At 62.1% G+C, this 13,332-nt stretch carries 16 protein-coding genes; 9 read left to right on the top strand and 7 right to left on the bottom strand.

All coding sequences use genetic code 11. The annotated features are described in order from the left end of the window. Positions 1–80: 80 nt before the first annotated feature. Positions 81–635 carry a cytochrome b gene (locus ACW9IR_RS13460; RefSeq protein WP_457463631.1) on the bottom strand — a complete coding sequence of 185 codons (555 nt, stop codon included), beginning with the start codon at positions 633–635 and terminating at the stop codon, positions 81–83. 209 nt (positions 636–844) lie between these two features. On the opposite strand from ACW9IR_RS13460, the gene ACW9IR_RS13465 reads away from it, so the two are divergent. The 8 genes from ACW9IR_RS13465 to ACW9IR_RS13500 all read left to right on the top strand — a co-directional run bounded on the left by ACW9IR_RS13465 (position 845) and on the right by ACW9IR_RS13500 (position 7,908). Beyond that, positions 845–1,522: a thermostable hemolysin gene (locus ACW9IR_RS13465; protein WP_457463633.1), complete on the top strand. Its 678-nt coding sequence runs from the start codon at positions 845–847 to the stop codon at positions 1,520–1,522. Further along, positions 1,512–2,993: an AMP-binding protein gene (locus ACW9IR_RS13470; protein WP_457463635.1), complete on the top strand. Its 1,482-nt coding sequence runs from the start codon at positions 1,512–1,514 to the stop codon at positions 2,991–2,993. Before ACW9IR_RS13465 ends, ACW9IR_RS13470 begins: the two co-directional genes overlap by 11 nt. Continuing rightward, positions 2,990–3,664 (top strand): TenA family transcriptional regulator, encoded by a 675-nt coding sequence (locus ACW9IR_RS13475; RefSeq protein WP_457463637.1) that lies wholly within the window; start codon positions 2,990–2,992, stop codon positions 3,662–3,664. Before ACW9IR_RS13470 ends, ACW9IR_RS13475 begins: the two co-directional genes overlap by 4 nt. Then, positions 3,651–4,460, top strand: coding sequence for an SDR family oxidoreductase (locus ACW9IR_RS13480; RefSeq protein ID WP_457463639.1), 810 nt, complete (start codon positions 3,651–3,653; stop codon positions 4,458–4,460). The genes ACW9IR_RS13475 and ACW9IR_RS13480 overlap by 14 nt, the downstream gene beginning before the upstream one ends. Next, positions 4,457–5,101 (top strand): tetratricopeptide repeat protein, encoded by a 645-nt coding sequence (locus tag ACW9IR_RS13485; RefSeq protein ID WP_457463641.1) that lies wholly within the window; start codon positions 4,457–4,459, stop codon positions 5,099–5,101. The genes ACW9IR_RS13480 and ACW9IR_RS13485 overlap by 4 nt, the downstream gene beginning before the upstream one ends. Before the next feature lie 11 nt (positions 5,102–5,112). Beyond that, on the top strand, positions 5,113–5,775 hold the full coding sequence (locus ACW9IR_RS13490; protein ID WP_007910671.1) for a response regulator: 663 nt from the start codon (positions 5,113–5,115) through the stop codon (positions 5,773–5,775). Beyond that, the gene (locus ACW9IR_RS13495; RefSeq protein ID WP_457463643.1) at positions 5,772–7,187 is read left to right on the top strand and encodes an ATP-binding protein; all 1,416 of its coding nucleotides are present in this window, start codon (positions 5,772–5,774) and stop codon (positions 7,185–7,187) included. The genes ACW9IR_RS13490 and ACW9IR_RS13495 overlap by 4 nt, the downstream gene beginning before the upstream one ends. A 157-nt stretch (positions 7,188–7,344) precedes the next feature. Further along, the gene (locus ACW9IR_RS13500) at positions 7,345–7,908 is read left to right on the top strand and encodes an N-acetyltransferase family protein (RefSeq protein ID WP_457463645.1); all 564 of its coding nucleotides are present in this window, start codon (positions 7,345–7,347) and stop codon (positions 7,906–7,908) included. 49 nt (positions 7,909–7,957) lie between these two features. On the opposite strand, the gene ACW9IR_RS13505 is transcribed toward ACW9IR_RS13500, so the two are convergent. Next, positions 7,958–9,031, bottom strand: a complete 1,074-nt coding sequence (locus ACW9IR_RS13505) for an NAD(P)-dependent alcohol dehydrogenase (RefSeq protein WP_102902054.1) — start codon at positions 9,029–9,031, stop codon at positions 7,958–7,960. Positions 9,032–9,280: 249 nt separating this feature from the next. Between ACW9IR_RS13505 and ACW9IR_RS13510 the strand changes: the two genes are divergently transcribed. Continuing rightward, complete coding sequence (locus tag ACW9IR_RS13510) at positions 9,281–10,207, top strand: universal stress protein (protein WP_102902053.1); 927 nt, start codon at positions 9,281–9,283, stop codon at positions 10,205–10,207. A 29-nt stretch (positions 10,208–10,236) separates the two neighbouring features. Here the strand turns inward: ACW9IR_RS13510 and arsH are convergent, their stop codons facing one another. From arsH to ACW9IR_RS13535, 5 genes are all read right to left on the bottom strand, one after another. After that, a complete protein-coding gene (gene arsH, locus ACW9IR_RS13515) occupies positions 10,237–10,929 on the bottom strand; it encodes an arsenical resistance protein ArsH (RefSeq protein WP_457463648.1) in 693 nt (230 codons plus the stop codon). 12 nt (positions 10,930–10,941) lie between these two features. Next, a complete protein-coding gene (locus ACW9IR_RS13520; RefSeq protein WP_110720476.1) occupies positions 10,942–11,412 on the bottom strand; it encodes an arsenate reductase ArsC in 471 nt (156 codons plus the stop codon). A 13-nt stretch (positions 11,413–11,425) separates the two neighbouring features. Then, a complete protein-coding gene (locus tag ACW9IR_RS13525) occupies positions 11,426–11,773 on the bottom strand; it encodes a metalloregulator ArsR/SmtB family transcription factor (protein ID WP_026000441.1) in 348 nt (115 codons plus the stop codon). A gap of 53 nt (positions 11,774–11,826) precedes the next feature. After that, entirely contained in the window at positions 11,827–12,297 is a 471-nt protein-coding gene (locus ACW9IR_RS13530; RefSeq protein ID WP_457463650.1) for a GNAT family N-acetyltransferase, read from the bottom strand. A 72-nt stretch (positions 12,298–12,369) separates the two neighbouring features. Beyond that, positions 12,370–13,275, bottom strand: coding sequence for a LysR family transcriptional regulator (locus ACW9IR_RS13535; protein ID WP_110720479.1), 906 nt, complete (start codon positions 13,273–13,275; stop codon positions 12,370–12,372). Positions 13,276–13,332: the final 57 nt, after the last annotated feature.

Raw genomic sequence — 13,332 nt, forward strand, 5'->3', positions numbered from 1 at the left:
GGGGCCGTGTCAGCCGACATCATCATAGGCTGACACACCGTTTTCGCGAGCAGGCTCGCTCCCACAGGGGTTGTAGTGGATCAGGGTAATTCGGTGCGGCCCGGCAGCATCCGCACGAGGGTGTTATCCCGCACCCAATAATGGTGGAACAACCCCGCCAGCGCGTGCAGCCCGATCAGCCAGTAGCCGGTGCTGCCAATCAGTTCATGCCAGTACTTCAGTTGCTTGCCGAAGTCCGGGTCGATGGCCACGGGTGCCGGGACGTGGAAGCCGAAGTACGGGAACGGTTTGTCGGCGGCGGCGAGCATCAGCCAGGCGAGGATCGGGGTGGCGATCATCAGGCCGTACAGCGCCAGGTGTGTCAGGTGCGCGATGCCGGTCTGCCACGCAGGGGGTTTGGGCGTGATCGGTGGGCGTGGCGTGAGGCGGCCGAGCAGACGGATCCACACGAGGGCGAAGATGCTCGCGCCGAACAGGCCGTGGAAGCCCATCAGCAAGCCGCGTGCTTCGCTGCCCTTGGGCAGGTAGCCCTTGATTTCGACGCACGCGTAGACGCCGACGAACAGCGCCAGCATCAGCCAGTGCAGGGTGATTGAGAGTTTTCCGTAACGGGTTACGGCGATGTCGCGGGACATAAGCTGTGCCTCGTGATTGTCGTGAGTGACGGCCGATTCGTTCGACCGCCTCGCTCCGGTTGTTGGGCGAACCGACGGCGTTACCCTGCCCGCCCAGTCTTAAGAGAGTCTGAAGACAGACCCTCACGTTAACCTTTTTTCACCTTCAGACTTCGTTAAGAAATGCCTCCGATACTCGCCTCAAACCTATTGAGGGAGGCGTTCTGCCCATGCCCGATTTTGACTGGAACATCCCCCTGCCTCTGCGCTTCGGCCAAGCCGAAACACGGCAGATGACCCTGACCGGCGCGCTGCCCGACGACACTCTGCGAGCGACGTTTGAAAGCTTTATCCAGCAACGCTTTCGCAAGGCCCACGGCGCCGACATCCGCCATTTCATGCCCGAGCTATTCGGCATGCACAACGGCGATGGCGAGTTGTGCGCCGTGGCCGGGGTGCGTCGCGCGCATCTGGAATCATTGTTCCTTGAGCGCTATCTGGATGAGCCGATCGAGCCGCTAATCAGCGCGGCGGCGGATCGTGCGGTCGAGCGCAGCGCCATCGTCGAAGTCGGCAACCTCGCCGCCAGCGACACCGGCAGCGCGCGCCTGAGCATCATCGCCATCACCTACCTGCTGGCCATGGGCGGCCTGGAATGGGTGACGTTCACCGGCAACATCGGCCTGGTCAACAGCTTCCATCGCCTGGGCCTGAAGCCAGTGACATTGTGCGCCGCTGACCCGGAACGATTGGGTGACGAGCGTCAACACTGGGGCAGTTATTACGAAAGTAAACCTTGGGTGCACGTCGGCAACATCCGCGCCGGGTTCGTCCATTTGCGCAATATCGGCCTGTTTGCCCGCCTGGGATTACCGGGTTCGATTGAAGGAGCCTGTCATGTCGCTTGAACTTCAACGCTTCCAGGAAACCCTGCGCGACCATGCCCGGCGCAATGACAACGCGACGGCCCTTTGGGGCGACACGCTGAAACTCGATTACGCCACGCTGTACGCCGAGGTGTTGTATCGCCAGGAGCGTTTGCGCGACGAGCAGGCGCAGGTGATTGCGCTGGCGTTGGACAATGGCGTCGACGCGATGCTCTGGGATCTGGCTGTGCTGTTCGAAGGCCTGACCTGCGTGACGCTGCCGCCGTTTTTCACTGCGGCGCAGCGCACCCATTGTCTGGAACAGAGCCAGGCCGAACGGGTGATCGCCGAGCCAGAATTGGACGCAGAACTGCTCGCGGCCGGCTATGAACAACGTGGCGAGTTCTGGTGCCGCGCGTTCAGTGGCCCCAGTCGTATGCCGGTCGGCACCGCGAAACTCACCTTCACTTCCGGCACCACCGGTACGCCGAAAGGTGTGTGCCTGAGCGCCGACAGCCTGTTGCGGGTGGCACGGGAGCTGGATCAGGCCAGCGAAGCCACCGGCCCGCAGCATCATCTGGCGCTGTTGCCGTTGGCGATCCTGCTGGAGAACCTCGGCTGCTACGCCGCGCTGTATGCCGGCGCCATGTTGAGTTTGCCGAGCCAGAAAACCCTCGGCATTCAAGGCGCCAGTGGCGTCGAGATTCCGCGTCTGCTCGGTTATCTGGCCAGCCGTGCGCCGGAGAGTCTGATCCTGGTGCCGCAGCTGTTGCTGTTACTGGTCAGTGCCGCTGAACAGAAAGCCTTCGACCCGCAAACCCTGCGCTTTGCCGCTGTCGGTGGTGCGCGGGTCTCGGAGGATCTGCTGCACCGTGCACAACGGGTCGGGCTGCCGGTTTATGAAGGTTACGGCTTGTCCGAATGCGCTTCGGTGGTGTGCCTCAATCGCCCCGGTGCGCGCCGCCCCGGCAGCGTCGGCCGACCGCTGCCGCATGTTGAAGTGCGGCTGGCCGAGGACGGTGAAGTGCTGATCAAGGGCTCGACGCTGCTCGGTTATCTGGGCGACGCGCCGTACGCCGAGGAATGGTGGCCGAGCGGCGATCTGGGCGAGTTCGACCCGGAAGGTTTTCTCTATCTCAAGGGCCGCAAGAAGCACCAGTTCGTCACCAGTTTCGGGCGCAACGTCAACCCGGAATGGGTCGAGTCCGAGCTGACCCAGCGCCGCCACATCGCCCAGGCGTTCGTTTACGGCGAGGCCTTGCCGCGCAATCACGCCCTGCTCTGGCCGCATCGCCCGGACTGCACCGACGCCGAACTGGCCGCTGCCGTCGCCGAAGCCAACGAGACTTTGCCCGATTACGCCCAGGTGCATCAGTGGACGCGCCTGCCGCAACCCTTCAGCGCCGCCAATGGCTTGCTCACCGCCAATGGCCGCCCGCGCCGCGACGCCATCGTCGCGCAGTACCACGGCCAATTGATCGAATCCGCTGTTTCCGAGGAGTCCGCATCATGAGTTTTTTTGACACCCTGCAAGAAGCCACGCAACAGGAACGCCACGAACTGTTCAACCTGCCGATCATCGTCGATGCCCTGCAAGGCAAGGTCAGCCTCGACAGCTATCGGGCGTTTCTCGCGCAGGCGTATTACCACGTGCGCCACACCGTACCGTTGATGATGGCCTGCGGTGCACGCCTGCCGACGCGTCTGGAATGGCTGCGCAAGGCGGTGGCCGAGTACATCGAGGACGAATACGGCCACGAGCACTGGGTTCTCAACGATATCGCTGCATGTGGCGGTGATCGTGATGCGGTGCGCGACGGTCAGCCGTCGTTGTCGATCGAGTTGATGGTCAGCTTCCTTTACGACCTGATCGCCCGGGGCAATCCGGTCGGTCTGTTCGGCATGGTCAATGTGCTCGAAGGCACCAGCATCGCCCTGGCCACCCACGCGGCGGGCAGCATTCGCGAGCGTCTGGCGTTGCCGGAAACGGCGTTCAGTTACCTGAGTTCCCACGGTTCGCTCGACATCGAGCATATGCAAACCTATCGGCGGCTGATGAATCAGCTCGAAGATCCGGAGGATCAAGCCGCCGTGATCCATGCCTCGAAAGTCGTCTATCGCCTGTACACCGACATGTTCCGTGGCTTGCCGCGTGACGCGGAGGCTCAACATGCAACTGCGTGATGCGCGGGTGGTGTTGACCGGCGCCAGTGGCGGCATCGGTCTGGCCATCGCCGAAACCTTGTGCGCCGCCGGTGCCCATGTGCTCGCGGTGGCGCGGCATCAGGAAGCACTGCTGCCGTTGCTCAAGCGCTACCCCGAGTCGTTGTGCTGGGTCGGCGCCGACCTGACCTTCCTCAGCGACCGGCGCAAAGTGCTGGTCGCCGCCGAAGCCATCGGCGGCATCAACCTGCTGATCAACGCCGCCGGGGTCAATCACTTCGCCATGCTCGAACAGCTCGATGACAGCGACATCAACGCGATGCTGGCGGTGAATATCAGTGCGCCGATGTGCCTGACCAAACTGCTGTTGCCGCTGCTCAAGCAGGCTGACAGCGCTATGGTGGTCAACGTCGGCTCGACCTATGGCTCGATCGGCTACCCGGGTTACGCCAGTTACTGCGCGAGCAAATTCGCTTTGCGCGGGTTCTCAGAGGCACTGCGCCGGGAGCTCGCCGACACCCGCGTCAGCGTGCTGTACGTCGCGCCGCGCGCCACGCGCACCTCGATGAACAGCGCCGCCGCGCAAGCATTGAACGACGCACTCAAGGCCAACGTCGACGATCCGCAAACCGTGGCCTCGGCGGTGATCCATGCGATTGCCGGTGATCGTCGCGACCTCTACCTGGGCTGGCCGGAACGCTTCTTCGTCCGCCTGAACAATCTGCTCCCGCATCTGGTGGATCGAGGCCTGCGCAAGCAGTTGCCGCTGATCCGCCGCCTCAGTGAAAAACCTGACCACGAGTCGCCAAAGCCATGAAAAAACTATCCGCATGCCTGTTGCTCGCCGCCCTGAGTCAAAGCGTCTGGGCGCTGGAACCGGCCGACCAGCAACGTCTCGAGGGCATCCAGCAGAGCTGGGCGCACATCCAATATGAAGTGGCGGAAAAACAGCGCGCCGCCGCGTTCGAACAATTGGCCAGCGAGGCCAACGCGTTCACCACGCAGCGCCCGGCGGTGGCCGAAGCGTGGATCTGGAAAGGCATCGTCACTAGCAGTTGGGCCGGTGCCGAGGGCGGTCTCGGTGCCTTGGGCAAAGCCAAGGACGCCAAGGCCGATCTGGAAAAATCCCTGACCCTCGACCCCAAAGCCCTGCAAGGCTCGGCCTACACCAGCCTCGCCGCGCTGTATGACCGCGTGCCGGGCTGGCCCATCGGCTTCGGCGACAGCGACAAGGCCGAGCAACTGCTCAAGCAAGCCTTGCAACTCAACCCCAACGGCATCGACAGCCTGTACTTCTGGGGCGACCACCTCTACCGTCAGAAGCGCTACGCTGAAGCCAAAGCTGTGCTGCTCAAAGCCCAGCAAGCCACGCCGCGCCCGGGCCGGGAAAGTGCCGATGCCGGGCGCCGCAAAGAGATCGCCGCCCTGCTGGTGGACGTGAACAAGAAACTCGACTGACAGGAGTCCGCGTGCGTTTATTACTGGTTGAGGATGACGTCGCGCTGGGTGAAGGCATTCATCAGGCGCTGGGCCGCGAGGGTTACACCGTCGACTGGCTCAAGGACGGCAGCAGTGCGTTGCATGCGCTGCTCAGTGAAACCTTCGATGTCGCCGTGCTGGATCTCGGTCTGCCGCGCATGGACGGCCTGCAAGTGCTGCGCCGATTGCGCGACAGCGGTTCGAATCTGCCGGTGCTGATTCTGACTGCCCGCGACGCTACTGAAGACCGCATCGCCGGGCTCGACGCCGGGGCCGACGACTATCTGATCAAACCGTTCGACCTGGACGAGCTCAAGGCGCGCCTGCGAGCCTTGTTGCGGCGCAGTGCCGGGCGCGCCCAGGCGTTGATCGAACATGCCGGCATCAGCCTCAACCCGGGCACCCAGCAAGTCAGCTATCAGGGCCAACCGGTGGCCCTGACGCCCAAGGAATATCAGTTGCTGCACGAACTGCTGTCGCCGCCGGGCCGGGTGATGACCCGCGATCAACTGATGCAACTGCTTTACGGCTGGAACGAAGAAGCCGAAAGCAACACCCTCGAAGTGCACATTCATCACTTGCGCAAGAAGTTTTCCACCGACCTGATCCGCACCATTCGCGGTGTCGGTTATCTGGTGGAGGAGCGTCGATGACCTCGATCCGCCGCCGCACGCTGACCCTGATCATCGGCCTGTTGCTGGCCGGCCTCGCGGTGCTCAGCACCTTCAACCTGCACGACAGCAACCACGAAATCGCCGAAGTCTACGACGCACAATTGGCGCAGAACGCGCGCTTGTTGCAAGGGGTGATGCGCATGCCCCTGGCCAGCAAACAGCACGCAGAGCTTTACCAGGCGTTCAACTCGGCGCTGGGCGAAGCGGTGCCGCGCGGCGAGGGTCATCCTTACGAACGCAAAATCGCCTTTCAGGTGTGGAATCCTGCCGGTGATGTGTTGGTGCACACCGCCAGCGCACCGTCCTTCAAGGCGCCGCCAACACAGCCCGGCTTCAGCGATGTGGTGGATCTGAACAATCGGCACTGGCGCGCCTTTCTCCTTGAAGACAAACAGAACGGCCTGCGCATCTGGGTCGGTGAGCGTGACGATGTGCGCGCCGATCTGGTCGACCGCATCGTCCGCCACACGCTGTGGCCGAACGTGGTCGGCAGCCTGCTGCTCGCGGCGATGGTCTGGCTGGCCATCGGCTGGGGCCTCAAGCCCTTGGCGAACATGGCCGAGACCTTGCGCGCCCGTCACAGCGGTTCGCTGGAACCGTTGCAACTGGCGCCGCTGCCCAGTGAGCTGGAACCGATGCAGGCAGCGCTCAACCGCATGCTCGCGCAGATTCAGGAAGTGCTCGGCCGTGAGCGGCGCTTTATCGCCGATGCCGCTCACGAAATGCGCACGCCGCTGGCGGTTCTGCGGGTGCATGCGCAGAACCTGCAGGAGGCCGGCACCGAACAGGAACGGCGCGAATCGCTGGCATTTCTGATCGCCGGGGTCGACCGCACCAGTCGCCTGGTCAACCAGTTGCTGACCATGGCGCGCCTGGAACCAAAACCCAATCCGCCGCCGCTACAACCCATCGACCTCAGCGAAACCGTGCGCAACAGCCTGGTGCAGCTGACGCCATGGTTGCTGAGCAAGCACCTGGAATTGGCCTTCGAAGACAGCGCCCAGCCGTTCAACATCATGGCCAGCCCCGGCACGATCGACATTGCCCTGAACAACCTGATCACCAATGCTGCGAACTTCTCCCCCGAACACGGCGTGATCACCGTGCTGCTCAGCCAGTCCGAGGGGTTTTATCACTTGAGCGTCGAAGATCAGGGGCCGGGCATTGATGAAACGGACCGGGCACGCTTGTTCGAACGCTTCTACAGTCGCGGCAATGCCCACGGTGCGGGGCTGGGACTGACCATCGTCAACACCATCGCCACGCAGTTGGGCGGGCGGATCACTTTGGTCAACCGCGCTGAGGGCGGCCTGCGCGCAACATTGTCGATTCCCGACGGGCAACCGCGCCCCGCATCGCAACGCAGCACCCGCGAACCGCCGCAGAGTTGAGCCTGTTGCGGAAACAGAAGCATCATCGCCCGCTGAAAAACAGTGGCCGCGCGTCGGAATCTGATCCAGATCAGTTCCCGGGGCTGACATCGGTGTAGAACAGACTCAGCGCACTCTCCTGCGCGTTGCTCGTTCAGCCCCGATGGAGGCTCATCTCATGCTCACTGTCAAAGACCACAATGACCGCGCGGCGCCGGCCTATGCCGCGCACCTAGGTGAATACTGGATCGAGTCGCTCAGGGATGGTCGCCACGTCTTGATCCGTGCCCTGGCCGCCAAGGATCGTGAACGCGAATACACGTTCATCAAGCGCTTGTCGCCCGAGTCCCGACACCTGCGCTTTCTTGCGCAGATCAGTGAGCCGGGCACCGCGTTGCTTGATCAGTTGATGGACGTCGATTACAAACAACGCGCGGCCTACGTCGCACTGGCTCACGAAAATGGCGAATTGATCGAGATCGGCATCAGCCGCTACGCCGCCACGGGCGAACAGGACTGTGAATGCGCCGTCACGGTCGCCGATGAGTGGATGCACCTGGGCCTGGCCACGTTGCTGATGGAACATTTGATCAAGGCTGCCCGGCACAACGGTTTCAAGCATCTGTATTCGGTGGATTCCGCCAGCAACACGGGCATGCGCGACCTCGCCCGATCACTGGGCTTTGAAACCCACAGCGATCCTGATGATGCCCACCAAGTCATTCATCGCCTGAGTCTGTAGCGACATTCCTGCGCCCCGCACCTTTAAACGTTGCGGGGCGCGTTGCTGATTACGGCGTGATCGCCACCTTCATCACCCCATCGCGCTGATGCGCGAACAGTTCATAGGCGGCTTCGATATCGTCCAGTTTGAAGTGGTGGGTCACCAGCGACGACAGATCGACGCCACCGCTTTGCACCACCGCCATCAACCGGCGCATGCGTTCCTTGCCGCCGGGGCACAGGGTGCTGACGATGCTGTAATCGCCCAGCCCCGCCGCGAAGGCATCGTAGGGAATGCGCAGGTCCGACGCGTAAACACCCAGACTCGACAAGCGTCCGCCCGGGCGTAACACCCGCAAAGCAGACTCGAACGTGCCTTGGGTGCCCAAGGCTTCGATGGACACATCCACGCCGCGCCCATCGGTCAACGCCATGATTTGCTCGACCACGTCGCCGTCCTTGAAATTGACCACATGGGTCGCGCCCAACTGCCGCGCGACACTCATGCGCTCGGCCACCGCGTCGACGCCAATGATCACGCTCGCGCCCTTGAGCCGCGCCCCGGCCACCGCGCACAGGCCGATCGGCCCCAGCGCGAATACCGCAACGCTGTCGCCGATACTGACTTCGCCGCGTTCGGCGCCGGAGAACCCGGTGGACATGATGTCCGGGCACATCAGCACTTGTTCGTCGCTGAGCCCGTCGGGAATCGGGCACAGGTTGGCCAAGGCATCGGGCACCAGGACGTACTCCGCCTGACAGCCATCGATGATGTTGCCGAATTTCCAGCCGCCGGTGGCGCGAAAACCGTGGCGAGTGTCCGGCCCGTCCTGGGAGCCGCAGCCGCACAGACAGGCGTAGCTTTGACCGCTGGGGGTGATGGCGCCGGCAATCACCCGTTGGCCTTCGAAAAATCCGCGCACCTGTGAGCCAAGTTTCTCGATCACGCCCACCGGTTCGTGACCGACGGTCAAACCTTTGGCCACCGGATACTCGCCACGCAGGATATGCACGTCGGTGCCGCAGATCGTCGTGGTGGTGATCCGCACCAGTGCGTCCAGCGGGCCAACCTCGGGGATCGGTTTGTCATCCAGCACGATGCGATTCTTTTCGACGAATATCGCCGCTTTCATCATGGCCATGATCAAGACTCCTGTGCAGGTGTTTGCAGTGAGTTCAGCACCTTTCCAAGGCTGCGCCGAACTGACCGACACAAGGTTGATAACGGTCAATCAATGCAGGATTGCGCATCGCCGATGCCGCACGTCGGACGCAGGCATTATTGGGCCGCGTCATTGACAAAGATCAAGCCACGCCCGGCGGTACGGAGCAACATGAACTGACGCCGTTGCGTCTGGCCGGCCAATGCCGCTACCCACAGGAGATTCGTCATGTCCGAGCAAGCACGTTTCATGCTGGTAGCTTCACCGCTGATGAAACACAGCCCTGCGTTCGATCGGGCCGCGGCCCTGGCCAAAGCATCGGGGGCGGCGCTGCACATCGTGGCATTCGATTACCTCGAAGGGCTGGCGACCGCCGGATTGGTCAACGAGCAGGCCCTGGAACAGATGCGCCTGGGTTATGTCGAGCGCCACCGCCAATGGCTAGAGGACCAGGCGCGGCCCATGCGCCACCTCGGCGTGACCGTGACCACGGAAGTGGTGTGGGTCGACAATCCGTTGCATGAAATCCAGATTCACCTCAAGGAGCAGCCGATGGCCCTGCTGATCAAGGATCTGCAGCACGCCTCGTTCATGTCACGGTTGATGTTCACCCCGCTCGATGTTCATTTGCTGCGCGAATGCCGGGTACCGCTGCACTTCGTCAGCCATGTCCAGCACGCCCGGCCCCGGCGGATCGTCGCGGCGATTGATCCGTTTCATCGCGACGAGCAATACGCCGACTTCAACGACCGTATCCTGCGCGAGGCCGCGAAACTGGCCAGCCTCTGCGATGCCGAACTGGATGTAGTCTATGCCTACGACCTGTCATCAATCAGCGCCGACGAGTTCGGCTTTGGCAACGCCTCGACGTTTTTCACCGAGGGCAAGGCGAAAACGCTGTTCGATGCGCAAGGCGATGCATTCCGCGAACTGGCCGAGCGCAACGGCATTGCGCCGGAACGCCAGCACATGATCATGGGCAATCCGGCCAACGTGCTGTGCAGCTACGCCGATGCCTATGACATCGATGTGATCGTCATGGGCCGTATCGGCCATCGCGGCCTGGGTCGGTTGATCGGTAGCACGGTGGAACAGCTACTATACAAAATGCCCTGCAGCGCCTGGGTGGTTTCGCCACAAGTACTGGTCGACTGAACGCAGCCGTCCCTCGCCGAGGGACGGCCTCAGATCGAACGCTGATTCACCCGAGCCATCAATTGCTCGGCGCTTTCCTTGCGCTCGGAGTAGCGGTCGACCAGATGCACCTGTTGATCGCGCAGCAGCACGGTGAACTTCACCAGCTCTTCCATCACATCGACCACACGATCGTAGAACGGCGACGCTTTCATTCGCCCGGTGTCGTCAAATTCCATGTAGGCCTTCGGCACCGAGGATTGGTTGGGGATGGTGAACATGCGCATCCAGCGGCCCAACACGCGCAACTGGTTGACCACGTTGAACGACTGCGAACCGCCGCAGACCTGCATCACGGCCAGAGTTTTACCCTGGGTCGGACGCACGGCGCCGAGTTCCAGCGGGATCCAATCGATCTGCGCCTTGAACACGGCCGACATCGCGCCGTGACGTTCGGGTGAGCACCAGACCTGGCCTTCCGACCACAGCACCAGATCGCGCAGTTCCTGCACTTTGGGATGGTCGACGGGAACGTCGTCGGGCAGTGGCAGACCGGACGGGTTGAAGATGCGTGTTTCGGCGCCGAAGTGTTCGAGCAGGCCCGCGGCCTCCTCTACCAGCAAACGGCTGAACGAGCGTTCGCGGGTCGAGCCGTAGAGCAGCAGGATGCGTGGTTTGTGTTCGCCCAAAGGGGACGCTCCTCCGAACAGCGAATGATCAAGATGGGGCAGGTGTTCTGACATGTGTCCTCCAGCTCAGAGAGAGCCGATACGATCCAGCTCACGCTGAAGATCAGCGCGGCTGAGTGCTTTAAATGGCAGGCCAAGGAAGGTCGCGCAGCGCCGCTCGATGATCGCTAGCGTGGCAGCAAACGCCGCGTCCACGGCGGCATCGTCGCCGGTCACATCCGAGGGATCTGCCAGGCCCCAATGGGCCTTGAGCGCGGGGCCGAAGTACACCGGGCAGCTCTCACCGGCGGCCTTGTCGCAGACGGTGATGACAATGTCTGGCGGATTGTCTTCGAACGCGTCATTACCCTTGCTATACAGGCCATCGATGGCAATGCCGGCCTGTTGCAGCGTCGACAGGCTGCGCGGTAACACTTGGCCCTTGGGGAAACTTCCGGAACTCACGGCCTCGAATCCGGGGCGCGCCAGATGATTGAACATGGCTTCGGACAGGATGCTGCGGCAGCTGTTGGCCGTGCACATAAACAGAATTCGCATGGTTTTTTCTTTCTCAGCAGCAGGCGGTTTCGCGAACCGGACGCCCGTCCATGTTCTGCAGGCGGGCGGCGTTGTCCTTGAGCCAATCGGCGTTGGCTTTGGACGTCACTTGCAGGATTTCGCGAACCCACGCAGGAAGATCAGGGTTGAGGCGGTAATAGACCCATTGCCCCTGACGGCGATCAAGCAGCAAACCATTGCTGCGCAGTTGCGCGAGGTGGCGGCTGATTTTCGGCTGGCTGTCGTCAAGAGCGCACATCAGCTCGCAGACGCAGAGTTCACCTTGATCGGCGATGAGCAGCATGGCCCGAACGCGGGTTTCGTCGGCGAGGCTCTTGAATACTTCGGTGGGGGTGATCATGGAGCGGACTCAATACATACGGAAATTCGAATATACGGATATCCATATATAAATCAACCCGGCAAATGCCATCGACCAAAGAACCCTGTGGGAACACCTGTCGTCACAAGCGTTTTCAACAGCGTATGACGACTCCACGGGCCGCAGTACTCAGGCATGTGCGCGATCAATCGGTATCCGCAGCGGATGTACCAACGGGCGACGTCGTCATCCAGCGTTTCGATCAAGGCATCCACGCACGCCCTTTCAACGGCCAGCGCCTCAAGCTTGTGCAAGGCCTGAGCACCTAGCCCGGTTCCGCGCCACTGCGCGTCGATCCACAGGTAATTGACAAACAGGCGCCTGAATTCGGTTCTGCCGGTAGCGCCGCCGATCAGTGTTCCCTCCTCCATCAGCGCACAGGCGATGGCTTCAGCGTGCCCGCCGCGAGCCTCAGACAAGGCTCGGCCATGCCGCAAGACGCCGTCACTGATGGCCTTCAAGATGTCCGCATTGATGTCGCGAACGGTAAGCCATTCCCTCATTGCTGCTCTCCATTGCCAAAGGCTTTGGAGCTATTCAAGCAAAAGCGGCGCCAACAGCAGCACAGCCAAGGATTAACGGATGCCGGCCTGCGATCTGCCCAGCAGCAAGCCCTGCTCCGCCTCACACAACCCCACCACATAATCCCAGACCACCCGCAGCCGCACCGACTTGTGCAACTCGCGCCGCGTGCTGATCCAGTAGCTGCGCTCGATGCTTTCATCCGGCAGCAACGGCACCAGATCGGGATCCGACTCGGCCATGTAGCAAGGCAGCACTGCAATACCCAATCCCGACCGCGCCGCTTCCTGCTGAGCAATAACGCTGGTGCTATGGAACACAACCCGAGGGCTGCGGCAGAAGCTGTTGAGAAACATCAGTTCCTGGCTGAACAGCAAATCATCGACATAACCGATCCACGCATGCCGCCCGAGGTCTTCGCGGCTTTGCAGTGGCGGCGCCTTATCGAGATAGCGTTGGCTGGCGTACAACGCGAGTCGATAGTCGGTGAGTTTGCGCGTCACCAGCATGTCCGCCGCCGGGCGCTCCAGATGAATGCTGATTTCCGCCTCGCGGTTGAGAATGCTGACAAAGCGCGGTACGGCGACCAGTTCCACTTCCAATCCCGGATAGCGTTCGAACAAGCCGATCATGCGGCTGGCGAGAAACTTGATGCCCAGCCCTTCGGTGACGCCAACACGAATCTTGCCCAGTGGCGCGGTGGATTGGGTGATCTCTTCCTGCGCCAGCAACGCAACGTTTTCCATCGCCTCAGCATGTTTAAGCAGCGCCTCCCCCGCCGGGGTCATTTCGTAGCCTTGGGCGTGCTGGACGAACAGCGCGGTGCCGAGGCTTTTCTCGATGGCTTCGATATGGCGGGCGACGGTGGCGTGGGTGGTGTTGAGACGGCGGGCGGCGGTGAGCAGGCGGCCGCTGCGTTGCAGTTCGAGAAAAAACCGCAGGTCGTTCCAGTCGAACATGGCGTGTCCTTGTCGGCTATGGTCTATGCAGGCTGTTTGAAAACGCACAGCGGCTGC

The organism is Pseudomonas sp. SDT291_1_S447 (assembly GCF_054070155.1).